This is a genomic window from Azospirillum sp. A26, assembly GCF_042604635.1.
Lineage (GTDB): Bacteria > Pseudomonadota > Alphaproteobacteria > Azospirillales > Azospirillaceae > Azospirillum > Azospirillum palustre.
Window position 1 is genome coordinate 7,501 of record NZ_CP170474.1, and the last position, 22,382, is coordinate 29,882.

The window sequence follows — 22,382 nt, forward strand, 5'->3', positions numbered from 1 at the left end:
GTGCGCGCCGCCCGGCTGGCCGCACGGGGCCTGACCGTGCCCCATGGGGTGGTGGAGGATCCGCGCGGCTTCGCAGCGCTGATGGCGGCGGGCCGCTTCGACCCGGCCGCGCTGGATAGGCTCGGCCGGCGCTGGCGCCTGCTCGATCCTGGCATCGACACCAAGCTCTATCCGGTCTGCCTGTCCGCCCACGCCGCCATCGACGCGGTGCGCGACCTGATGGCGGAGCATGGCTTGAAACCGCAGGACATCCGGACCGTCCACTGCCGCGTCCCGCCGGTGGTGGCCGCCAACCTGACCTATCGGCGCCCGGCGACGGCGGGAGAAGCCCGCTTCAGCCTGCCCTTCGCCGTCGCCTGCGCGATGCTGTACGGAACGCTGGGGCTGGAGCAGCTGGACGATGCGACGCTCACCGACCCGGACCTGTGCCACGCCATCGGATGCGTCTCCATGGCTGCCGATCCGGACTGGAACGCCGATCCCGACCGCGCACGCACCGCCCCCGAGGGCGCGGAGGTGGGCGTCGAGACAAGGACGGGAGAGCGCCATAGCCGCTTCTGCGCCTCGGCACGCGGCACGGTGGCCCGTCCGTTGTCGGCGACGGAGCATGCGGCCAAGTTCCGCGGCTGCGCCGCCCGCGCCGTCGGGGCCGAGACGGCGGAGCGCCTCCATCGAAAATTGTACCGGCTTGAGGCCGAGGACAGCCTGTCGCACCTGTTCGACCCCGCACACCATGGAAACTGCTCATGATGTCGATGAATATCGATCATGCTGCATAGCGGCTGCCCTGGGAGCGGCCCGTATTTTCATCATGCTGATCTGGCCAATCATCTTGGGAAAAACATAAGGAAACCAGGGATTTCTCCGAGAGTGCACTGCACAAATTTTGCCCGCTTCAGCCCTTTGCCCAAATCTTAGCCCGTTCGTTGCCCGGTTCGCCGTCCTTCCGGCGTCCTTTCCTCCGGCCGCGGCCTTGTGAGACCGTTTCGGTCGAGCAGGAACCAAGGTCCGCCGCAAGGACCGGCAAACAGAGGGGCTTTCATGATGATGCGACGTTTGGTGGCACGCGCCGTGCTCTCGGCGATCCTCCTGTCCGGGACGGCGATGTCGGTCCAGGCCGCAGGGACGCTCAAGGTCTCGGTGGACTCCAACCTGAACACGCTGGATCCGGCCAAGATGAAGGGCGGCCAGGAGTATGTTGCCGCCTACCTGATCTTCAACGGCCTGACCGTCATCGGCCATGACATGACGGTGAAGCCCGATCTGGCCGAACGCTGGGAGCGCAGCGACGACCTGAAGACCTGGACCTTCCATCTGCGCAAGGGTGTGAAGTTCCACAACGGCCGCGAGCTGGAGGCCGAGGACGTCGTCGCCACCATCGCCCGCATCCAGGACAAGGCGACCGGCTCCACCGCCCGCGTCAATTTCGAGATCGTAGAATCGATGAAGGCGCTGGACCCGCTGACCGTCCAGTTCCAGTTGAAAAGCCCCTACGCCGGCTTTGCCGAGCTGTTCGGCGAGCGTCAGGCCCGCATCGTTCCGCGCGACGCCGTCGACACGCTGGCCTCCAAGCCGGTCGGCACCGGCCCGTTCGAGTTCGTGTCCTTCGCCCCCGGCGACCGCATCGTCCTGAAACGCAACGCCAATTACTTCGAGCCCGGCCTGCCGAAGCTGGACGAGGTGATCGTGCGCATCCTGCCGGAATCGGCGGCCCAGGTGGCGGCGCTGACCACCGGCGAACTGGATCTGGTGTGGAACCTGCCGCTGGAGGCCATCGACAAGGTCAAGGGCGACCCGAAGCTGAGGATCGATTCCGTCCCGACCTCGACCTGGGATGGCGTCATCATGAACAACACGGTGAAGCCCTTCGACGATCCGCGCGTGCGCAAGGCGGTGGCGATGGCGCTCGACAAGCAGGCCATCACCCAGATCGCGCTGTTCGGCAACGGCACGCCGACCCACTCGCCGATCCCGCCGAGCCATCCCTACTACAACAAGGATCTGAAGATCGCTAAGGGCGACCCGGCCGGCGCCAAGAAGCTGCTGGCCGAGGCCGGCTATCCCAACGGCTTCGAGGTCACGCTGCACACGCCGGCCGGCCGCGCCACCCGCGAACGCCTCGGCCTCGCCGTGCGCGAGCTGCTGAAGCCGGCCGGCATCACCGTCAACGTCCAGCGCGTTCCCTTCGACGTCTTCCTGAAGGACATCGAGGGCAAGGCCGGCTTCTACATCGACGGCTTCTTCAGCCGCCCGACCATCGATACCTCGGTCTATCCCTGGTACCATTCGCGCGGGTCGTGGAACACCGCGCTGTGGAGCTATTCCAACCCGAAGATGGACACGCTGCTGGACGGCGCCCGCCAGGCCAAGAGCGAGGATGAGGCCAAGGCGCTCTACACCCAGGTCCAGGCGCTGGCGGTGGAGGATTCGCCGGGCGTCATTCCCTACGTCATCAACCACATCAACGGTCTGAGCGCCAAGGTCCACGGGTTCCATTCGCACCCGATGATGTTCCTCGACCTGCGCGACGTATCGGTCGACTGAGGTCGTTTTGGGGGTCGTTCGGGGGCCGGTACCTGACGCCGGTCCCCTCCTCTTCCCGCAGGGGATGCTGCCATGTTTGCCTACACACTGACCCGTCTCGTCTATCTGGCGCTGGTCCTGGCCGTGATGTCGGTCCTGATCTTCCTGGTGACGCAGGCGATGCCGGGCGATGTCGCCTCGATGATCGCCGGCCAGTTCGCCTCCAAGGAGGTGGTGGACGCCATCGCGGTCAAGCTCGGCCTCGACCAGCCGCTGATCGTCCAGTACGGGCATTGGGCAGCCGGCATCCTGCGGGGCGACCTCGGCCGCTCGCTGGTGCTGGAACAGCCCATCGGCCCGATCCTGATGGAGGCGCTGGCCCGCTCGCTGGTGCTGGCCGTGGTGGCGCTGTTCGTGGTCGCGGTGGTCGGCATCGGGCTCGGCGTCCTGGCGGCGGTGCGGCGCGGCAAACTGACCGACCAGCTGGTTTCCGGCGTCTCCTATCTCGGCATCGCGGTGCCGGACTTCTTCTGGGCCATCGTGCTGGTGCTGGTCTTCGGCAGCTACATGAAGCTGCTGCCCACCGGCGGCTATGCGCCGATCTCCGACGGCTTCCTGTCCTGGGCCTCGCATCTGGTGCTGCCGGTCGTCACCCTGGTGCTGATGCTGCTGGCCCGTATCGCCCGGCTGACCCGCTCCAGCATGATCGACGTGCTGCAAACCAACTACGTCAAGTTCGCCCGCGCGAAGGGCATGCCGGAATCGGTGGTGATCCTGCGCCACGCGCTGAAGAACGCGCTGCTGCCGACCATCACCGTGCTGGCCATCGATTTCGGCCTGATCCTGGGCGGCGTCGTGGTGATCGAGACGATCTTCTCCTATCCGGGCATGGGCCGGCTGCTGCTGTTCGCCATCCAGCGCCACGACCTGCCGCTGATCCAGGCGACGATCCTGATCGTGTCCGCCGCCTACTGCCTCGCCAACCTGACCGCCGACCTGCTCTACGCCTTCGTGAACCCGAAGATCCGCCACGGCATGAGGGCCTCCTGAGATGACCGACGCGACCCCCGTCCAATCGGTTCCACGCCGGCACCTGCCGTCCCTGCCCGTCTCGCTCCTCGTCGGCATCGTCCTGCTGGCCCCGCTGGCGGTGGCCGCCGTCGCCGGTTCCTGGATCGCCCCCTACCCTTATGATGAGATGAACATCATGAGCCGGCTGCAGCCGCCGGGGGCCGAGTTCTGGTTCGGCACCGACGAGTTCGGCCGCGACGTGTTCAGCCGCACCCTGGTCGGCACCGGCAGCTCGCTGGTGATGGGCGTCGCCGCCACGGCGCTGAGCCTTCTGGCCGGCGTGCCGCTGGGACTGATCGCCGGCTACAAGGGCGGGCGCGCCGGCGAGGCGATCATGCGGGCCATGGACGTGCTGATGTCCTTCCCGCCGATCCTGCTTGGCATCCTGGTTCTGGCCGTCACCCCGCCGGCGCAGTGGAAGGCCATCGTCGCCATCGGCATCGTCTATGTGCCGCAGGTGGTCCGCCTGACCCGCGCCATCACGCTGGAGCTGATGCAGGAGGAGTTCATCACCGCCGCCCGCCTGCGCGGGGAGAGCGCCGCCTACATCCTGTTCCATGAGATCCTGCCGAACATCTGGCCGCCGCTGGTGGTGGAAGCCAGCCTGCGCGTGGTCTTCGCCATCCTGCTCGGCGCCTCGCTCAGCTTCATCGGCATGGGGGCGCAGCCGCCCTCCTCCGACTGGGGCCTGATGATCAGCGAGGCGCGGCCCTTCGTGGAACAGGCGCCGTGGATCGCGCTGTGCCCCGGCTTCGCGCTGGCGACCGCGGTGATCGGTATCAACCTGCTGGGCGACGGGCTGCGTGCCCTGCTCGACCCCCGCAACACGGGAGCGCACTGAGATGATGACCGCTCCGCAAGCCCGTCCGGCGGTTCCGCCGGTGGTCAGCCCGGCGATCGCGCCCGAACCGGCGCCGCTGCTGGATGTCCGCGGCCTGACCATCAGCTACGGCAATGCCCGCGGCACGCTGCGCGCCGCCAGCGACGTCAGCTTCGCCATCCGTCCCGGCGAGGTGATGGGTCTGGTCGGCGAGTCCGGATCGGGCAAGAGCACCGTCGCCATGGCGATCCTCGACCTGCTGGGCGGTGGCGGCCGGGTGGACTCCGGCGAGATCCTGTTCGACGGCGTCGACCTGCGCCGCCTGTCGCCGTCCGAACGCCAGGCGTTGCGCGGCGACCGCATCGCCGCCGTCTTCCAGGACCCCTTCACCTCGCTGAACCCGGCGCTGACCGTCGGCCACCAGATCGCCGAACCGCTGATCCAGCACAAGGGCCTCTCCCCCCGGCAGGCCGCCGCACGGGTGCTGGATCTGCTGGCCGAGGTCGGCATCCGCGATCCCCGCCGGGTCGCCGCCGCCTACCCGCACGAGCTGTCGGGCGGCATGCAGCAGCGGGCGCTGATCGCCACCGCGCTCGGCTGCGAACCGAAGCTGCTGATCCTCGACGAGCCGACCACGGCGCTGGACGTGACGGTCGAGGCCCGCATCATCGAACTGCTGGCGAAGCTGTGCGACAGCCACCGGCTGAGCGCGCTGTTCGTCTCCCACAATCTCGGCATCGTCAACCGCATCTGCCAGACCGTCACTGTCCTCTATGGCGGTGTGGTGGTGGAGACGGGGGCGACCGGCCGTGTGCTGTCCCGCCCGGCCCATCCCTATGCCAAGGGTCTGGTCGCCGCCCTGCCGCGCATCACCGCGGAGCGCCGCCACCGCCTGCCGTCGATCCCCGGCACCGTCGCCAAGCTGGCTGGGCCGCCCGCCGCCTGCGTCTTCGCCCCGCGCTGCCCCTTCGCCGAGGAGACCTGCCGCAGCCAGCCGCAGGCGATGCTGACGGATGGGGCCGGAGACGGGGACGGTGTGCGCTGCTGGAAGGCCGATGCGCTGGCCGGCACGCCCTGGCCGGACGAGGATGCCGGTATTGCCCGCGGCCCGAAAACGGCGCAGCCGCGCTCCGCCCCGCTGGTGGAGGTCGACCATCTGCGCAAGATCTACGGCGCCAACCGGTCCATCCTGCCCTGGCTGCGCCGGGCCGGCACCGTGGCGGTGGAGGATGTGTCCTTCACCGTCGGCCGCGGCGAGGTTGTCGGGGTGGTCGGTGAAAGCGGCAGCGGCAAGAGCACCATCGGCCGCGCCCTGCTGGCGCTGACCGAACCCAGCGCCGGCACGGTGACGTTCGACGGCGCCGACCTGACGGAGCGGGTCAGGCGCGGCGACCAGACCCTGCGCCGCCGCGCCCAGCTGGTCTTCCAGAACTCCGCCGCGTCGCTGAACCCGCGCAAGACGGTGGGGGCGGCGATGGACCGGCCGCTGGTGCTGGCCGGCCGGGCGGATGCGGAGGAGCGGCGAAAGACCGTCGCCAGCCTGCTGACCCGCGTCGGACTACCGGCCGCCTACGCCGACCGCTATCCGCACGAGCTGAGCGGCGGCGAGCGCCAGCGCGTCAACATCGCCCGCGCGCTCGCCACCGATCCGGACTTCGTCGTCTGCGACGAGGCGGTGTCGGCGCTCGACGTCTCGGTCCAGGCCAACATCCTGAACCTGCTGGCCGAACTGCGCGACGAGATGGGCCTGTCCTATCTCTTCATCACCCACGACATCGCCGTGGTGTCGCACATCGCCGACCGCGTGCTGGTCGTCTATGGCGGCACCATCTGCGAGGAAGGGCCCATCGGCCGCGTGCTCCGCCCGCCCTACCACCCCTACACCGAGGCGCTGCTCTCCGCCGTGCCGCGGCTGGCGGAGGACGGGCAGGAGGCGCCGCGCATCCTGCTGGAGGATGCGGCCCCCGCCCCCGGCGGGCGGGGCTGTGTCTTCGCCGGACGCTGCCCGCGCAAGCTGGGTTCGGTCTGCGACGAGCAGGCTCCGCCCGTCCACGAGACGGCCGACGGCCACCGCATCGCCTGCCACATCCCGCTGGCGACGCTGGCCGAACGCGCCGCGGTCTTTCCCGAACTGGCCGACGGCGACACCCGGCACTGACCGGGCATTTCTCCAACGCCTTTTCCACCGGCGCTTCGGAAGCGGGGCGCCGGACGCCGCCCCCTTGCCTTTCGATCACCAAACTTCAACCAAGCCAGGACTTTCGCCATGACCGTCCACACCCGCATCCGTCAGTTCAACACCAAGAAGACCTATCCCGAGCAGTCGATCGACAACGACCTGTGCCAGACCGTCGTCGCCCGCGGCACCATGGTCTTCGTCCGCGGCCAGATCGGCCAGAACCTCGACACCAGCGAGAGCGTCGCCATCGGCGATGCCGCCGGCCAGACCGAACAGGCGATGGCGAACATCAAGATGCTGCTGGAAGAGGCCGGCTCGCAGCTGGAGCACATCTGCAAGATCACCGTCTACGTCACCGACCCGCGCTACCGCGAGCCGGTCTACCGCACCATCGGCAAGTGGCTGAAGGGCGTCCACCCGGTGTCGACCGGCCTGGTGATCAGCGCGCTCGCCCGCCCGGAATGGGTGGTGGAGGTCGATGCGATCGCGGTGATCCCGGACGCCTGAGGCTCCTCACCCGCCGCCAACCGCCCAGCCAACCGACAAGAAGAACCGCCACCATGAGCACCAGCCTGACCAACCCGCCGCGCCGCGAGCTGCAGAGCTTCCTCGATTTCCCGATCTGCACCGATCTCGACCAGCTCGACGGGCATATCGGCATTCTCGGCATCCCCTACGGCGATCCCTATTCCATCGACGAGGTGACCAACGACCAGACCAACGCCCCGACCTGGGTGCGCCGCTACACCGAGCGGGCGCTGCGCAAGCTGGAGCGCTGGGATTTCGACATCGGCGGTCCGCTGCTGGGCGGCAAGGACATCAAGGTTGTGGATTGCGGCGACGTGAAGGCCGATCCCCGCAATCTCGACCTGCATTACGCCAACGCCGAGGCGGTGGTGCGCCGGATGCTCGCCAAGGGCATGCTGCCCATCGTCATCGGCGGCGACCACGGCATCCCGATCCCGGTGCTGCGCGCCTATGACGACCAGGGGCCGATCACGCTGGTCCACATCGACGCCCATCTCGACTGGCGCGACGACGTGAACGGCGCCCGCAACGGTTATTCCAGCCCGATCCGCCGCGCCGCCGAGATGGACCACATCGGCCAGATCTTCCAGATCGGCCTGCGTTCCGCCGGCAGCGCCCGGCCGGAAGAGGTCGAGGCGGCGATTGCTTACGGCGCGGTGCTGGTGCCGGACGTGGAATTGCAGGACATCGGGATGAAGGCGGTGCTCGACCGCATTCCCGATGGCGGCCGCTACTACCTGACCATCGACGCCGACGGCATGGACCCGACCATCATGCCGGCGGTCAACGGCCCTGCGCCGGGCGGCGTCACCTATCCGCAGATCCGCACCCTGATCCACGGGCTGGTGGCCAAGGGCCGCGTCGTCGGCATGGACATTGTGGAGATCACGCCAAAGAAGGACCTCAACGGCATCACTGCGATCACCGCCGGCCGCATCATCTGCAACCTGATCGGCAAGACCATCCAGGCCGGCTATTTCGACGCCAAGTGAAAACAATCGCGTGATGGAAATGGGGAGCATGGAGCGATGACTGCCGCCAGCCGGCTCGACCGGCTTTTCTGCGACCGGGCGCTGCTGGCAGGCGGCTGGGCGTCGGGGGTGCTGCTGCGCTTCGACGCGCAGGGGCTGATCGCCGCCATAGAAACCGGGGTGGAGACGCCGCCCGCCGGGGTCGAGCGGGCAGCCGGGCCGGTCATCCCCGGCATGCCCAACCTGCACAGCCATGCCTTCCAGCGGGCGATGGCCGGGCTGACCGAACGGGCCGGCCCAGCCGAGGACAGCTTCTGGACCTGGAGGGAGGTGATGTACGGCTTCGTCCGCCGCATCGATCCCGACAGTCTCCAGGCGGTGGCGGCGATGGCCTACGCCGAGATGCTGGAGCGCGGCTACACGTCGGTGGCGGAGTTCCACTATCTCCACCACGACCCCGACGGCCGGCGCTATGGCGATCCCGCCGAGATGTCGATGCGCATCCTGGCGGCGGCGGACGCCACCGGGATCGGGCTGACCCATCTGCCGGTGCTCTATGCCCAGGGCGGTTTCGGCGGACAGCCGGCGGGCGAAGGCCAGCGGCGCTTCCTCAACGATCCGGACCGCCTGCTGCGCATCGTCGAGGCCTGTCGCGCCGCGCCCGGCGGACAGCGCGTCGGTCTGGCCCTGCATTCCCTGCGCGCGGTGTCGCCCGAGGCGATGGCGGCGGCGCTGGACGGCATGGCGGCGCTCGATCCCACGGCGCCGATCCACATCCATGTCGCCGAGCAGACGGCGGAGGTGGACGCCTGTCTCGCCTGGTCGGGACGGCGGCCGGTGGAATGGCTGCTCGACCGCGGCTGGCTCGGGCCGTCCTGGTGCCTTGTCCATGCGACCCATGTCACCGCCGGCGAGGTGGCGGGCATCGCAGCCTCGAAAGCGGTGGCGGGGCTTTGCCCGACGACCGAGGCCGATCTCGGCGACGGGCTGTTCCCGGCGCGCGATTTCCTGGCGCAGGGCGGGCGGTTCGGCATCGGGTCCGACAGCCAGATCGTCATCGATGCCGCAGAGGAACTGCGCCTGCTGGAGTTCGGGCAGCGGCTGGCCGCGCGGCGGCGCAATCTGCTGGCCCCGCAGCCGAACAGCTCGACCGGAGCAGCCCTCTACCGGGCGGCGGTGGCCGGCGGCGCACGGGCGCTCGGCCAGCCGGAGCCGGCAGGCGGCCTCAAGGCCGGGCAGCGCGCCGATTTGGTCGTGCTCGACCCGGACGATCCGCGTCTCTACGGCCGCAGCGACGACACTCTGCTCGACTCCTATGTCTTTGCCAGCGCGCGCAATCCCGTGCGCGATGTGGTGGCGGCGGGACGGCTGGTGGTAAGGGACGGCCGGCATGTCGATGCCGATGCGATCCGCACCGGCTGGCGCCGTGCCGTCGACCGGCTGCACGCCGCCTGAACGAAGCACCAAAGGAACAGGGAAATCCCGATGACGGCGACCATCGACATTCTGGAACGGCTGGTGGCCTTCAACACCGTCAGCCGCGAAAGCAACCTCGATCTGATCCGCTGGGTGCAGGAGAGGCTGGAAGCCGCCGGCGTCGCGACATGGCTGGTGCCGAGCGATGACGGGCGCAAGGCCAACCTGTTCGCGACGCTGGGGCCGGCCGACCGCCCCGGCGTCCTGCTCTCCGGTCACAGCGACGTGGTCCCGGTCGAGGGGCAGGCATGGACCAGCGATCCGTTCCGGCTGACCCGCCGGGACGGCAAGCTGTTCGGCCGCGGCACCGCCGACATGAAGGGCTTCATCGCCGCCGCCCTCGCTCTGTTCGACCGCGCCGCCGTCCAGCAGGCAACCGGTCGGCCCCTGTCGCAGCCGCTGCATCTGGCCTTGTCCTATGACGAGGAGGTCGGCTGCCTCGGCGTCCGTCGGCTGATCGAGATGATGGTGGCATTGCCCGTCCGTCCGCGCTTCTGCATCGTCGGCGAGCCGACCGGCATGCAGGTGGTCACCGCCCACAAGGGCAAGACCGCCCTGCGTGCCGAATGCCGTGGGGTCGAATGCCATTCCAGCTTGGCGCCGCAGGGCTTGAACGCCATCCACATGGCGAGCGACCTGCTGACCGGACTGCGCCGCATCCAGAACCAGCTGAGAGAGAACGGGGCGCAGGACGATGCCTATGACGTGCCCTGGACCACGATCCATGCCGGGGTCATCCAGGGCGGGGAGGCGCTGAACATCGTGCCGAACCGCTGCCGCCTCGACTTCGAAATCCGCCACCTGCCGCAGGATCCGGTGGGGCCGCTGCTGGACAGCATCCAGGCGGAGGCCGATGCCATCGTCCGGCGCCTGCGTGCCGATTTCCCGGCGGCCGGGCTGACCGTCGCCGAGCTGTCGAGCTATCCGGCGCTCGACACCGACAGCACCGCCGAGGTGGTGGCCTTCGTCAAGGCGCTGACCGGCGGCAACAGCACCGGCAAGATCTCCTTCGGCACGGAGGGCGGGCTGTTCCAGCAGCGGCTGTCGATGCCCACGGTGGTGTGCGGTCCCGGCAGCATCGGCGAAGCCCACAAGCCCGACGAGTTCATCGCCGAGGACCAGCTTGCGGCCTGCGACCGCATGCTGGATGCCCTGCTCACCCGCCTGACCTGACGGACTTCCCCCGGAAATAGGGCCGCCGGCGGGGGTGGGGCCGCCCGATCAGACGGCAACCATCTCCATCAGCCGGGCACGGTCGGCGGACGAGGCCGCTTCGCCATGCAGCGTGATGCGGCCCCGCTCCACCGCATAGAAGCGGTCGGCGACGTCGAGCGCGCGGTGGATGTTCTGCTCCACCAGCAGGATGGTCAATCCCGCCCGCTTCAGCTCCGTGATGATCGCGAAGATCTCGTCGACGATCATCGGCGCCAGCCCTTCCGTCGGCTCGTCGATCAGCAGCAGCTTGGCGGTCCCCACCATCACGCGGGCCATCGCCAGCATCTGCTGCTCGCCGCCGGACAGGGTGGTGCCGAGTTGCCGCCGCCGCTCGGCCAGCCGGGGGAAGCGGGCGAAGGCCTGCCCGATTGCCTGCTCGTTCTCCCGGCGCGCGCGGCCGGGGCATTGGCGCAGCCCCAGCCGCAGATTCTCCTCGACGCTGAGGCCGGGGAAGATGCGGCGATCCTCCGGCACCAGACCGAGCCCGAGGCGGGCGATGGCGTCGGGCGTCTGGCCGGCCAGATCGACGCCGCCGAAGCGGATCGTGCCGGAACTGGCCGGCACCCAGCCGGCAATGGATTTCAGGATGGTGGTCTTGCCGACGCCGTTGCGGCCGAACAGCCCGACCACCTCGCCCGGACCGGCCTGGAGGGACACGCCCTGAAGGACATGGCTGAGGCCGTAATGCGCGTGAAGATTCTCGATGGAGAGCATGGCTGTCACCCGTGTCCGAAATAGGCGGCCTGCACCGCGGGATCGGCGCGCACCGCCGTGGGCGTTCCCTCGGCGATCTTCCGGCCCTGGGCCATCACGACGACATGGTCCGACAGGCTCATCACCAGCCCGATGTCATGTTCGATCAGCAGTACGGTCAGCTCGCCGGCCAGCGAGCGGATCAACGCGCCGGTGTCGGCGGTGTCGCCGTGGCTCATGCCCTGGGTCGGCTCGTCCAGCAGCAGCACCCGCGGTTCGGCGGCCAGCGCGACCGCGATCTCCAGCCGCCGCTGTTCGCCGTGCGACAGGTTGCCGGCAAGCTCGCGCGCCTTGGCCGACAGGGAGAAGCGGTCCAGCAGCGCCTCGGCCTTGGCGAGCGCCCGGCGGCTGTGGCCGACCGGACGCAGTGCGTGCCAGGGCCGTTCCAGCACCTGCGCGGCAATCCGCAGGTTTTCCAGAACCGGCAGTTCGAAGAACAGGTTGGTGATCTGGAAGGACCGCGCCAGCCCGGCGGCGAGCAGCCGGTCTGGCGCCTGCCCGGTAACGTCGGCACCGTCCAGGGTCACCCGGCCGCCGGTGGGGCGGATGGCGCCGCTGATCAGGTTGAACAGCGTGCTCTTGCCCGCCCCGTTGGGACCGATGACCGAGGTGATCCGCCCGGCGGCGGCATCGAAGCCGACGCCGGCCACCGCCTGGAGCCCGCCGAAATTCACCGACAGGTCGCGGACGCCGAGCGCGCAGGCGCTGCCCGCCACCGTCTTGAGGGAGGCCGCCGTCATGGCGTCGCCCTCCCCTGTTCGCCGCGTCGGCCCAGCCGCGCCAGCAGGGCGCCGACCAGCCCCTTGCGCAGGAAGATGACGGACAGCATGAAGATGACCCCCACGACGATCAGGTGATGCTCGGTCCAGGATCCGACGACCGAGCGCAGGGCGGTCAGCAGCAGGCTGCCCACCACCGGCCCGACCAGCGTGCCGACGCCGCCGACGATGACGGTGATCACCGCGTTGCCGGAGGTCTCGAAGAACATCAGTTCGGGCGAAACGAAGCCACGCAGCATCGGGTAGAGCGCCCCGGCCAGCGCCGCGACACAGGCGGCCAGCACATAGACCGCCAGCTTGTAGCGCCAGGCGTTGAAGCCGAGAAACGGCACGCGCTTCTCGTTGGCACGGATGGCGGCCAGCGTCCGGCCGAACGGCGCGTCCATCAGATAGGCCAGCCCGGCATAGGCCGCGACGGTCAGGCCCAGCACCAGCAGGAAGAAGGACAGCGGGTCGGCGGTGTCGAGGCTGAACGGCCCGAAGCCGATGCTGATCTGCGGGATGCCGATCAGCCCGTCCGACGCGCCGAGCGCACGGGTGTTGTAGACCGACTTGGCCGCGACCTGGGCCAGCCCGAAGGTGATCAGGGCGAAGTAGACGCCCTTCACCCGGTTGGCGATGACGCCGCCGATCAGGCCCGCCACGCCGCCGGCCAGCAGGGCCGCCGCCATCGCCAGCCAGAAGCTGGGCGCGACGTCGCGCAGGACGAGCGCCGAGACATAGGCGCCCAGCCCGAAATACAGCGCCTGCCCGAGCGACAGCAGGCCGGTGTAGCCCAGCAGCAGGTCGACGCTCATCGCCAGCCCGGCGAAGATCAGCGCCTCGGTCGCCAGACGCAGGTAGAAGCCGTTGCCGGTCGCCCAGGCGACGGCGGCGAAGCCCAGCGCCGCCGCCAGGAAGACCAGCGCCAGCCAATGGACCGGGGCCAGACGGGAAAACCGGGATGCCGGTTCGGTGCGGCCGGGATCGGAGAGGGTGCGCAGTGTGGCCTCAGGCATGTCCAAGCCTCCCGAACAGGCCCTGCGGCCGGACCATCAGCACCAGAACCATGATCCCGAACACCAGCGGGTCGGACCAGACCGGCGAGATATAGAGGCTGGACAGCGCCTGCACCTGGGTCAGCAGCAGACCGGCGATCACCGCCCCCTGGATCGACCCCATGCCGCCGACGATCACCACGGTGAAGGCCATCAGGATGAAGTCGCGCCCCATGGTCGGGAACACCGAATAGATCGGCGCCAGCAGCACGCCGGACAGGCCGGCCAGCGCCACCCCGAAGGCGAAGGTGCCGGCATAGACCCGGCGCACCGGCACCCCCAGCGACGAGGCCATGTCCTTGTCGAAGGCCGCCGCCCGCACCATGGCGCCCAGCCCGGTACGGAAGACCACAACCCAGACCGCGGCGATAAGGGCGAGGCCGAAGCCGATCAGGAACAGCCGGTAGTTGGGCAGGAACATGCCGAGGATTTCGGTGCCGCCCTCGATGGGGTTCTCGGGCCGCTGGGTGTTGGGGCCGTAGACCAGCTTCAGCAGGTCTTCCATGATCATGCCCAGCCCGAAGGTCAGCAGCAGGGTCAGGATGTGGCGGTCGCGGCTGTGGAAGACCCTGGCGATCAGCCAGCGCTCGGCCAGCCAGCCGATGGGCAGCATCAGCAGCGGCACCAGCACCAGCAGCGCCCAGAAGCCGACCCCCAGCCCGGCCAGCGTCAGGGCCAGGAAGGCGCCCATGGCGTAGAACTCGCCATGGGCCATGTTGATGACGTCCAGCAGCCCGAAGATGATGGTCAGGCCCAGCGCCATCAGGACGACGGCGACCCCGAGCGACAGACCGTTCAACGCCTGCGGCGCCAGGACGAATTGCAGATAATCGATGAGATCGGCCATGGGCGTCGGCTCCCTGGAAACGGTCCTCAGAAGCGGGTGCACTGGTCGGGGCCGATGGCGGCGTCGCCCGGAACGGTGCCGACCACGTCGAAGCGGTTGCTGCCGCCGTCCGCCGCGATGCGCACGGCATACATGTCCTGGATCGCCTGATGGTCGCCGGCCCGCATGGTCTTGGTGCCCTGCGGCGTCGACCAGCTCAGCCCTTCCATCGCCTTGCGCAGCGTGTCGGTGTCGGTGCTTCCGGCCTTCTCGACGGCGGCCTTGAAGAAGCCGATCAGGCCGTAGCTGTCGGCGCCGTAAAGGTCGGGCGCGGTGTCGTAGGCCTTGCGGAAGGCGGCGACGAACGCCTTGTTCTCCGGCGTGGCGAGTTCGGCGGAATAGCCGACGCCGGTGACGAAGCCGTCAGCCGCCTTACCGATGGCGCCGATGTTCTGGGCGGTGACGGTGCCCGACGCGCCGACGATGGTCAGGTTGCGCAAAAGCCCGTATTCGTTCATCTGCGTCAGCAGGCGGACGGTGTCGTTGCCGGCGGTCGAGGTGTAGAGCACGCTGGGCCGCGCGGCGCGGAGCTGGCCGAAATACTGCGAGTAATCCTTGCTGCCGAGCGGCGCGAAGACCTCGCCGGTCGATTGCGCGCCGGTCTTTTCCGCCGCCTGCTTGAAGGCCGCGACGGTGGAGCGGCCCATCTCGTAATCGGGCCCCAGATAATAGACCTTGGCCTTCGGCTTGTCCTTGGCCAGCCATTCGGCCAGAGCCGCCGACTGCTGCCCCGCCCGCGCGTTCACCCGGAAGACGTTGGGCGAGCATTTGTCGGTGGTGATGGCGTCGGAGAAGGACACGGTGGTGGCGATCAGCCGGCCGTTGCGCTCGGCAAGCTGCCCGACCGCCAGGGTGGAGCCGGAATTGACGGTTCCGGTCAGGAAATCGACCTTGTTGACCTGGAACAGCTTCTCCGCCTTCTGGGTGGCGACGGCGGGGTTGGCCTCCTCGTCCTCGAACAGCAGCTCGACCTGACGGCCGAGGATGCCGCCCGCGGCGTTGACCTCCTTCGTCGCCAGCTCCAGGCCCCAGCGGACCTGCTGTCCGATCGGCGCGTAGGTGCCCGACAGCGGGGTCACCACCCCGATGCGGATCGGATCGGCGGCGGACGCGACCCCGCCGAGCCCGAGCAGGACGAGCGCGGCGGTGCCGAGAAGCGTGGTCTTGGTCATGATTTTTGGTTCCTCCCTATGCTGTCCATGGTTTGTTTCCCATGCCTGGAAGCGTCGTTCAGACGCCCGTGAAGACCGGCTTGCGCTTCTCGTGGAAGGAGGCGACGCCTTCCTTGAAGTCCTCGGAGCCGCGCAGGCGGCCGTAGGCCTGCCCCTCGATCTCGATGGCGCCGTTGACCGAGACGTTGTTGCCGCTGTTCAGCACGCCCTTGATGGTGCGCTGGGCGAGCGGCGAGAAGCCGCGCAGCTCGTCCACCAGGGCGGCGACCGTCGCTTCCAGTTCGGCGTCGGCGACGCACTCGGTGACGAAGCCCCAGTCGGCGGCCTGCCGGCCGGAAATGCGCTTGGCCCGCATCACCATGTCCTTGGTCCGGCAGATGCCGATCATGTGCAGCAGGCGGGCCGAACCGCCGGAACCGGGGATCATGCCGATGCGCATTTCCGGCAGGGCGAACTGCGCGGTCTCCGACGCGATGCGGAAATCGCAGGCCAGCGACAGCTCGAAGCCGACGCCGAAGCAATAGCCGCGGACCTGGGCGATCACCGGCTTGCGGCAGCGCTCCGGGGCGGCGATGTTGACCGCCAGCTCCGACACATGCTCCGCCGACTTTTCCATGAAGCCGGCGATGTTGCCGCCGGACGAGAAGTTCTCGCCCTCGGCGCGCAGCACGATCACCCGCACCATGGGGTCGCGGTCCAGCACCTTGAACACGGCGGCGAACTGGTCGCGCTGGAGCATGCTGACGATGTTGAAGGGCGGGCGGTGCAGCACGATGTCGGCGCGCTCCAGGGATTCGTCGAGTTCCACGCGGAAGCCGTCGAGGTCAGCGAGCAGGCGGTCGGTGCTGTCGAAACGGTAGGGGGTCACGGTCGAAACTCCATGGATAAGGCTGAATTCAGGACAGGGTTGGGCTGTGTTCGGCCGGGCCATGCTCGGCCGGGCCGTTCTCGAGGGCGAACTCGCCGGCCTGCAGCTTGCGGCGCAGGATCTTGCCGACCGGCGATTTCGGGATTTCGTCGAGGAAGACGTATTCGCGCGGCCGCTTGAAGTTGGCGAGGCCGGAGGTGCGGCAATGGTCGTCGAGGTCGTTGGCATCGACGCCGCGGGCGCGCTTGACGAAGGCGACGACCCGCTGGCCCCAGCGCTCGTCGGGCAGGCCGGCGACCGCCACCTCCAGCACGCCGTCATGCAGGGACAGCACGCTTTCGATTTCGACCGGCGAGACGTTCTCGCCGCCGGTGATGATCATGTCGTCGACCCGGCCGGTGACGAAGAGGTCGCCGTCGCCGTCGAGGAAGCCGATGTCGCCGGTGAAATACCAGCCGGCATGCAGCGCCTTGGCGTCGGCGTCCGGCCGCTTCCAGTAGCCTTCGAAGGACTCGTCGCCCGACAGGTCGGCGGCGATCTGCCCCTCCTCCCCGGCGGCGGCACGCTCGCCGGGATCGAAGCTGCCGAGGCGGACGATGCGGATGCGCTGGTTCAGCGCCGCCTTGCCGGCCGATCCCGGCTTGGCCGGGGCGTTCTGGTTGATGGTGAAGGTGTAGATCTCGGACGAGCCGTAATGGTTGACGAACAGCTCAGGCTGGAAGGCGGCGTCCAGCCGCTTCAGCAGGCCATCCGTCATCGACGCCCCGGCGAAGCCCAGCTTGCGCACCGACGACACGTCGGTGCCTGCGAATTTCGGGTCGGCCAGCAGGTCGTGATAGAGCGTCGGCACCAGATAGAGGCAGCTCAGCCGCTCCGCCGCGATCAGGTCAAGCGCCCGGGCCGTGTCGAAGCGCGGCAGGCAGACGAAGCAGCCGTCGACCAGCGCCATCGCCAGCAGCGAGCGCACCCCCATCGTGTGGTAGAGCGGCATGACGCCCAGCGTCCGTTCGCCCCGGCGGTAGCAGTTCTGGGCGACATGGGCGATGGCGGCGGCACGCTCCGTCCGGTGGCGGCGCGGCACGCCCTTGGGCTTGCCGGTGGTGCCGGAGGTGTAGAGGAACAGCGAGACATGCTCGGTCGTGGCGCGCGGCTGTGGCGGAACCGGATCGCCGTCCAGCAGATCGGCGAAGCGGCGGTCGCCGGGATCGACCGGATCGCCGACCGCGATGCGGGGCAGCGCCCGTGCCGCGGCGGAGTTCCGGACGGCGTCGGCCGACACGTCCTGATAGAACAGGGCGCGCACCTCGGCATCGGGCAGGCAGTAATCCAGCTCGTCGGGCTTCACCCGCCAGTTCAGCGGCACCACGGCGATGCCGGCCAGCTGGCAGGCCCAATGGATGGTCGCCATCTCCCAATTGTTCTGCAAGGCGGTGGCGATGCGGTCGCCGGGGCGCAGGGCCAGCCGGTCGAAGGCGCCGACCAGCCGGCGGATGCGCTCCAGCCACTGCGCGTAGGTCAGCCGCAGGTCGCCGTCGACGATGGCGAGCGCGTCCGGGCTGCGCTCCGCGCTGGCCAGGATGCTGCGGCCGAGGTCAAACATGGGCGACCTCCCTCACCGTCCGGCCGGTGACGTCCATCACGGCGCGGACGATGCCGGCATAGCCGGTGCAGCGGCAAAGATGGCCGCTCAGCATGTCGCGTAGCTCCTCTTCGGTTGGCTTGGGATTGCGGTCCAGGTAGTCGGTCAGCGACATCAGGATGCCGGCGGTGCAGAAGCCGCATTGCAGGGCGTGATGCCGCCGGAAGGCCTCCTGGAGCGCGGTCATGCGCCCTTCGTTGGCCTGGGACAGACCTTCGACGGTGTCGATGCGCCGGCCGTCGGCCTGCACCGCCAGCGTCAGGCAGGCGCGGACCGCCACGCCGTCGATGCGGACGGTGCAGGCGCCGCAGACGCCGTGCTCGCAGCCGACGCGGGTGCCGTGGGCGCCTAGCTCGTGGCGCAGGAAATCGCTCAGCAGCAGGCGCGGATGGGCATGGCCGGTGCGCGGCGTGCCGTTCAGGACGATGGAGACGGCGTGGCGCGCCTCCGCCGTCAGTGCGGGTGTGGATTTCAGCGGCGGCATGACAGGGCCTCTTCAAGGACGGTTCGGCCGATCCGGCGGACGAGGTCGCGGCGGTAGCGTGCCGTGGCGTGCTGGTCGTCGTCGCCGCCGAGGTCCCAGGCGAAGGCGTTCAGCGCCTCGTCGAGGTCCGGCGGCAGCCCGCCGGCAACGAGCGGCCAGGAGCGCATGGTCGGCCGGTCCGCCACCCCGCCGACGGCAAGGCTGGCGCGGTCGCCGTCCACCGTGGCCGCGCAGGCGGCGATGGCGAAATCGCCGTGCCGCATCGACTGCTCGCGGAAGGCATGGCCGCTGCCGGGACGGGCCAGCGGAAAGCGGATGCATTCGATGATCTCGTCCGCCGCCTTCACCGTGGTCAGCGGCCCCAGGAAGAAATCGGCGGCGGCGATTGTGCGGCGGCGCTTCGCGTTGCGCAGAACCACCTCGCCGCCGGTGGCGACCAGACAGAGCGGCGTCTCGGCGCTGGGGTCGGCATGGGCGACCGACCCGCAGAGCGTGCCGCGGTTGCGGGTCTGGAAATGGCCGACCCACGGCAGGGCGGCGGCCAGCAGCGGCACCTCCCGCGCCAGGGTCGGGCGGGCCAGCACCTCGGCCTGGGTGACGGCGGCGCCGACGGTCAGCCAGCCATCCTCGGCACGCAGGCTGCGCAGTTCCTCCAGCCGGCCGAGGTCGATCAGCAGGCGCGGCTGGACCAGCCGCATGTTCAGCATCGGCATCAGCGATTGGCCGCCGGCAATGACGCGGGCGTCGTCACCCCCGTCCGCCAGCGCCGCCAGCGCCTCGGCGACCGTCGCCGGCCGCAGATAATCGAAGGGTGCGGGCTTCATCGGTTGAACCCCAGAAGGCGCAGCAGGCGCGTCAGAAGCGATGGGGAGTTGGCGGGCACCTCGGCGCCACCGGCGCGGGCGACCAGCTTTTCGAAGAACTGGCCGATCAGCAGGCGCGACGCGCTGTCGAGCATCCGGCCGCCGACCGCGGCAACCTTGCCGCCGACCGACGCGCTGTAACGGTAGGTGACGCGCGTGCCGGTGGCGGTGCGCTCCAGCATCACATGCCCGGTGCCGCTGCCCGAACCGAGCGCGCTGGTGCCGCTGCCGGTCAGGGTCAGCGCGCTGGGCGGATCGAGGTCGGACAGCGCCACCTGCGCGGTGTAGCGTCCCCTCACCGGTCCGATTCCGACCACCACCTCCGCCCGGTAGGCGTTGGGGCCGACGAGGTCCAGCGCCTCGCAGCCGGGCAGCAGCGCCGCCAGTTCCCTGGGGTCGAGCAGGATGGCCCAGACCTGTTCCGGCGTCGCCGGCACCTCGCGGCTGCCCTCCCCGGTCAGGCCGCGCCCGCCCTTCACGGAGGCGGGCGGTGGAGTTTTCCCGGAGCCGGCGGCGGAGGCCGGGCGCGGCGGTTCCGGCGGATGGATCAGCGCCGCCAGCTTGGCCGGGGTGATCGGCAAGGACGGCACCTCGTTCACGCCGTCGGCGGACAGCGCGTCCGCCACCGCGTTGGCGAGGCAGACCGGGGTGCTCATGCAGTTCCCCTCCCCCACCCCCTTGGCGCCGAGCGGCGTCACCGGCGAGGGGCTTTCGCGATGGAGGATGACGGGAACCGGAACCTCGCAGGCGGTCGGCACCAGATAGTCGGCGAAGGTGCCGGACAGGAACCGGCCATCGTCGCCGTAAGCGTATTCCTCGTACAGCGCGGTGCCGACGGCATGGGCGAAGCCGCCGAGGATCTGGCCTTCCACCAGCAGCGGGTTCAGCAACCGGCCGGCATCGTGCATGGTGACGTAGCGGTCGATCCGCACCGCCCCGGTCGTCCGGTCGATCTCGACCCCGCAGAAATCGAAGATGAAGCCGTAGCAGGCCGAGCTGTTGATGTGGTCGGCATCGGTCGGCGCCTTCAGCGGCTCCGGCGTCCAGAAGGCGGTCTCGCGCAAAGCCGCCTCCTGCCCGTCGGGCAGCGTTCCCGGCGCCCAGTGGCCGGCGGCGGCGACGCGGGAGAAGGACAGGCCGTTGTCCGGGTTGGCGTCGGAGAAGACCTTGCCGCCGGCGAAGCGTACATCCTCTGCCCGGCAATTCAGCTGGCCGGCGACCAGCGTCGCCATGCGGTCGCGCAGCCGGGTCGCCGCCACCTGGGCCGCGCCCGCCACCGCCCCGGCGAAGCGGCTGGAATAGTTGCCCGATGCGATCGACCAGGCATCCTTGCCGGTGTCGAGGTCGGTGTTGACGCGGATGTCCTCGAAGCGCAGGCCGAAGATGTCGGCCACCACCTGGGCCAGCACGGTGCGGTGCCCCTGCCCCTGGGGAGCGGAGGCCACCGTCACCGACACGCCGCCGGTGGGATCGACGGCGACGCTGGCGGTCGCCTGCGCGCCATTCTTCGGCCCGGCCTTGCGCCGTTCCCCGGCGGTCAGGACGGTGGTGATGTAGCCCATGTTGGAGATCGACGGCTCGACCACCGCGGCATAGCCGATGCCGTAGAGCCGCCCCTCCGCCCGCAGCGCCTCGCGCCGCGCCTTCAGCGCGTCGAGCGCCCCCTCGCGCACCGCCTGCTCCAGCGTCGCGCGGTAGTCGCCGCTGTCGAGCGTCCCGCCCGATGCGGTACGGTAGGGCATGGCGTCCGCCGCCACCAGATTGCGGCGGATGACGTCGAGCGGATCCAGCCCAAGCTCCGCCGCCACCCGGTTCATCAGCCGCTCCAGCCCGTAATAGAGCTGTCCGCCGCCGAAGCCGCGGTTGAGGCCGGTCGGCGTCTTGTTGGTGACGACGATGCGGTTGGTCACCGCCAGATTCGGAATGTCGTAGGCGCCGGTCAGGTTGCCGTGGTTGCGGTAGAGCGAGGCCGGTTCCGGCGCCCGCAGATAGGCGCCGCAATCCTCGGTCTGCTCCATCCGCAGCGCCAGGACCCTGCCGTCCGGCTCCACCGCCGCCTCGATGCGCATGCGGCGTGCGGTGGCCGAGGTGGCGGCCATCAGATGCTCCAGCCGGTCCTCCACCCACTTCACCGGCCGGCCGGCGACGCGGGCGCACAGCCCCATCAGCACGACATAGGGGAACACCGCCTGCTTGTTGCCGAAACTGCCGCCGGAATGGGGCGGCGTCTTCAGCCGCAGCCGCGATCCCGGCACGTTCAGCGCCCGCGCCATCACCGGATGGACGGCGAAGGGGCCGGAGAAGTTCGACAGCACCTCGTACGCGTCTTCGGCCGCGTCGTAGTCGGCCAGGACGACGAAGCACTCCATCGGGGTGCAGGAGTTGCGGGGATACTCGACCTCGACCGACACGGTGCGGGCGGCACGGGCGAAGGCGGCCTCGGGGTCGCCATAGCGGAAGCTGCGGCTGTTGACGAGGTTGGAGCCCACCGCGGGATGCAGCGGCTCCGAGCCTTCTTCCGCCGATCCTTCTCCCAATGCCTGGGCAATCGAGGTCACCGGCGGCAGCGCGCGATAGCGCACCTCGATCCGGTCGAGCGCGTCCTCCGCGACATAGCGGCTGTCGGCCAGCACCACCGCCACCGGTTCGCCGACATGGCGCACGCGGTCGATGGCGAGGCACCAATGCTCCATCGGCGCACGGATGCCGACGAGGAAGGCGCTGGCAAGGCGTTTGGCATCGGCCCCGGTCACCACGGCGGCGACGCCGGGAACCGCCAGCGCGGCGGCAAAGTCTATGTCCAGCAGGTCGGCGTGGGCGTGCGGCGAGCGCAGGATCGCCGCGTGCAGGGTGCCGGGCTTCACCGGCAGATCGTCGGCATAGCGGGCGACGCCGGTCAGCAGTGCGGCGTCCTCCACCCGCGGCATCGCGCGGCCGACGAACGGCGCCGCGGCCGGCGGCGGTGGCGGCGAAACGCCTTCGCTGTCAATGGTGTGGGCGGCGGTCTGCGTGGCCGTCATCGTCATCCTCCCGTTACCGGAGGAGACTAGACCGTTTGCCAAGCGAAGCTTTTACCGTGGAGTATCGCGATTTACCCTAGCGTCTCATTTTTATGGGC

19 protein-coding genes (1 of these 19 running past the window's edge) are annotated in these 22,382 nt (G+C 69.5%); 9 read left to right on the forward strand and 10 right to left on the reverse strand.

The annotated features are described in order from the left end of the window. The 9 genes from ABNQ39_RS23825 to argE form a co-directional block, all read left to right on the forward strand. Positions 1-750 carry the 3' portion of an MmgE/PrpD family protein gene (locus ABNQ39_RS23825; RefSeq protein ID WP_376962677.1) on the forward strand. The gene continues 660 nt to the left of window position 1, outside the view, so 750 of the gene's 1,410 nt are visible here — the last part of the coding sequence; its start codon lies beyond the left edge, outside the window; its stop codon occupies positions 748-750. Positions 751-1,041: 291 nt separating this feature from the next. Continuing rightward, positions 1,042-2,544: an ABC transporter substrate-binding protein gene (locus ABNQ39_RS23830; RefSeq protein ID WP_376962679.1), complete on the forward strand. Its 1,503-nt coding sequence runs from the start codon at positions 1,042-1,044 to the stop codon at positions 2,542-2,544. Between the two features lie 72 nt (positions 2,545-2,616). Then, positions 2,617-3,573 carry an ABC transporter permease gene (locus tag ABNQ39_RS23835; RefSeq protein ID WP_376962681.1) on the forward strand — a complete coding sequence of 319 codons (957 nt, stop codon included), beginning with the start codon at positions 2,617-2,619 and terminating at the stop codon, positions 3,571-3,573. 1 nt (position 3,574) lies between these two features. Continuing rightward, positions 3,575-4,435 (forward strand): ABC transporter permease, encoded by an 861-nt coding sequence (locus ABNQ39_RS23840; protein ID WP_376962683.1) that lies wholly within the window; start codon positions 3,575-3,577, stop codon positions 4,433-4,435. Between the two features lies 1 nt (position 4,436). Further along, on the forward strand, positions 4,437-6,572 hold the full coding sequence (locus tag ABNQ39_RS23845; RefSeq protein WP_376962685.1) for a dipeptide ABC transporter ATP-binding protein: 2,136 nt from the start codon (positions 4,437-4,439) through the stop codon (positions 6,570-6,572). Positions 6,573-6,680: 108 nt separating this feature from the next. Further along, positions 6,681-7,100 carry a RidA family protein gene (locus ABNQ39_RS23850; RefSeq protein WP_098738320.1) on the forward strand — a complete coding sequence of 140 codons (420 nt, stop codon included), beginning with the start codon at positions 6,681-6,683 and terminating at the stop codon, positions 7,098-7,100. Between the two features lie 53 nt (positions 7,101-7,153). Beyond that, a complete protein-coding gene (locus ABNQ39_RS23855) occupies positions 7,154-8,113 on the forward strand; it encodes an agmatinase (protein WP_098738319.1) in 960 nt (319 codons plus the stop codon). Positions 8,114-8,149: 36 nt separating this feature from the next. After that, positions 8,150-9,547 (forward strand): formimidoylglutamate deiminase, encoded by a 1,398-nt coding sequence (locus ABNQ39_RS23860; RefSeq protein WP_376962688.1) that lies wholly within the window; start codon positions 8,150-8,152, stop codon positions 9,545-9,547. 30 nt (positions 9,548-9,577) lie between these two features. Continuing rightward, the gene (gene argE, locus ABNQ39_RS23865) at positions 9,578-10,741 is read left to right on the forward strand and encodes an acetylornithine deacetylase (protein WP_376962690.1); all 1,164 of its coding nucleotides are present in this window, start codon (positions 9,578-9,580) and stop codon (positions 10,739-10,741) included. A gap of 48 nt (positions 10,742-10,789) precedes the next feature. On the opposite strand, the gene ABNQ39_RS23870 is transcribed toward argE, so the two are convergent. The 10 genes from ABNQ39_RS23870 to ABNQ39_RS23915 are packed head-to-tail and all read right to left on the reverse strand — an operon-like array spanning position 10,790 to position 22,284. Continuing rightward, a complete protein-coding gene (locus ABNQ39_RS23870) occupies positions 10,790-11,497 on the reverse strand; it encodes an ABC transporter ATP-binding protein (protein WP_376962692.1) in 708 nt (235 codons plus the stop codon). A 5-nt stretch (positions 11,498-11,502) separates the two neighbouring features. Next, positions 11,503-12,276 (reverse strand): ABC transporter ATP-binding protein, encoded by a 774-nt coding sequence (locus tag ABNQ39_RS23875; RefSeq protein WP_376962694.1) that lies wholly within the window; start codon positions 12,274-12,276, stop codon positions 11,503-11,505. Continuing rightward, positions 12,273-13,313 (reverse strand): branched-chain amino acid ABC transporter permease, encoded by a 1,041-nt coding sequence (locus ABNQ39_RS23880; RefSeq protein ID WP_376962696.1) that lies wholly within the window; start codon positions 13,311-13,313, stop codon positions 12,273-12,275. Before ABNQ39_RS23880 ends, ABNQ39_RS23875 begins: the two co-directional genes overlap by 4 nt. After that, complete coding sequence (locus ABNQ39_RS23885; protein ID WP_098738313.1) at positions 13,306-14,199, reverse strand: branched-chain amino acid ABC transporter permease; 894 nt, start codon at positions 14,197-14,199, stop codon at positions 13,306-13,308. Before ABNQ39_RS23885 ends, ABNQ39_RS23880 begins: the two co-directional genes overlap by 8 nt. A gap of 26 nt (positions 14,200-14,225) precedes the next feature. Then, a complete protein-coding gene (locus tag ABNQ39_RS23890; RefSeq protein ID WP_376962698.1) occupies positions 14,226-15,410 on the reverse strand; it encodes an ABC transporter substrate-binding protein in 1,185 nt (394 codons plus the stop codon). 58 nt (positions 15,411-15,468) lie between these two features. Then, positions 15,469-16,278: an enoyl-CoA hydratase/isomerase family protein gene (locus ABNQ39_RS23895; RefSeq protein WP_376962700.1), complete on the reverse strand. Its 810-nt coding sequence runs from the start codon at positions 16,276-16,278 to the stop codon at positions 15,469-15,471. 28 nt (positions 16,279-16,306) lie between these two features. Beyond that, a complete protein-coding gene (locus ABNQ39_RS23900; RefSeq protein WP_376962702.1) occupies positions 16,307-17,878 on the reverse strand; it encodes an AMP-binding protein in 1,572 nt (523 codons plus the stop codon). After that, positions 17,871-18,401 carry a (2Fe-2S)-binding protein gene (locus tag ABNQ39_RS23905; RefSeq protein ID WP_376962704.1) on the reverse strand — a complete coding sequence of 177 codons (531 nt, stop codon included), beginning with the start codon at positions 18,399-18,401 and terminating at the stop codon, positions 17,871-17,873. Before ABNQ39_RS23905 ends, ABNQ39_RS23900 begins: the two co-directional genes overlap by 8 nt. Beyond that, on the reverse strand, positions 18,389-19,225 hold the full coding sequence (locus tag ABNQ39_RS23910; RefSeq protein WP_376962706.1) for an FAD binding domain-containing protein: 837 nt from the start codon (positions 19,223-19,225) through the stop codon (positions 18,389-18,391). The genes ABNQ39_RS23905 and ABNQ39_RS23910 overlap by 13 nt, the downstream gene beginning before the upstream one ends. Beyond that, on the reverse strand, positions 19,222-22,284 hold the full coding sequence (locus ABNQ39_RS23915) for a xanthine dehydrogenase family protein molybdopterin-binding subunit (RefSeq protein ID WP_376962708.1): 3,063 nt from the start codon (positions 22,282-22,284) through the stop codon (positions 19,222-19,224). The genes ABNQ39_RS23910 and ABNQ39_RS23915 overlap by 4 nt, the downstream gene beginning before the upstream one ends. Between the last annotated feature and the right edge of the window lie 98 nt (positions 22,285-22,382).

Bases quoted from the DNA above. Each gene is read 5' to 3' on its own strand.
- ABNQ39_RS23830 (WP_376962679.1), top strand. From the start codon at position 1,042: ATGATGATGCGACGTTTGGTGGCACGCGCCGTGCTCTCGGCGATCCTC.
- ABNQ39_RS23835 (WP_376962681.1), top strand. From the start codon at position 2,617: ATGTTTGCCTACACACTGACCCGTCTCGTCTATCTGGCGCTGGTCCTG.
- ABNQ39_RS23840 (WP_376962683.1), top strand. From the start codon at position 3,575: ATGACCGACGCGACCCCCGTCCAATCGGTTCCACGCCGGCACCTGCCG.
- ABNQ39_RS23845 (WP_376962685.1), top strand. From the start codon at position 4,437: ATGATGACCGCTCCGCAAGCCCGTCCGGCGGTTCCGCCGGTGGTCAGC.
- ABNQ39_RS23850 (WP_098738320.1), top strand. From the start codon at position 6,681: ATGACCGTCCACACCCGCATCCGTCAGTTCAACACCAAGAAGACCTAT.
- ABNQ39_RS23855 (WP_098738319.1), top strand. From the start codon at position 7,154: ATGAGCACCAGCCTGACCAACCCGCCGCGCCGCGAGCTGCAGAGCTTC.
- ABNQ39_RS23860 (WP_376962688.1), top strand. From the start codon at position 8,150: ATGACTGCCGCCAGCCGGCTCGACCGGCTTTTCTGCGACCGGGCGCTG.
- argE (WP_376962690.1), top strand. From the start codon at position 9,578: ATGACGGCGACCATCGACATTCTGGAACGGCTGGTGGCCTTCAACACC.
- ABNQ39_RS23870 (WP_376962692.1), bottom strand. From the start codon at position 11,497: ATGCTCTCCATCGAGAATCTTCACGCGCATTACGGCCTCAGCCATGTC.
- ABNQ39_RS23875 (WP_376962694.1), bottom strand. From the start codon at position 12,276: ATGACGGCGGCCTCCCTCAAGACGGTGGCGGGCAGCGCCTGCGCGCTC.
- ABNQ39_RS23880 (WP_376962696.1), bottom strand. From the start codon at position 13,313: ATGCCTGAGGCCACACTGCGCACCCTCTCCGATCCCGGCCGCACCGAA.
- ABNQ39_RS23885 (WP_098738313.1), bottom strand. From the start codon at position 14,199: ATGGCCGATCTCATCGATTATCTGCAATTCGTCCTGGCGCCGCAGGCG.
- ABNQ39_RS23890 (WP_376962698.1), bottom strand. From the start codon at position 15,410: ATGACCAAGACCACGCTTCTCGGCACCGCCGCGCTCGTCCTGCTCGGG.
- ABNQ39_RS23900 (WP_376962702.1), bottom strand. From the start codon at position 17,878: ATGTTTGACCTCGGCCGCAGCATCCTGGCCAGCGCGGAGCGCAGCCCG.
- ABNQ39_RS23905 (WP_376962704.1), bottom strand. From the start codon at position 18,401: ATGCCGCCGCTGAAATCCACACCCGCACTGACGGCGGAGGCGCGCCAC.
- ABNQ39_RS23910 (WP_376962706.1), bottom strand. From the start codon at position 19,225: ATGAAGCCCGCACCCTTCGATTATCTGCGGCCGGCGACGGTCGCCGAG.
- ABNQ39_RS23915 (WP_376962708.1), bottom strand. From the start codon at position 22,284: ATGACGGCCACGCAGACCGCCGCCCACACCATTGACAGCGAAGGCGTT.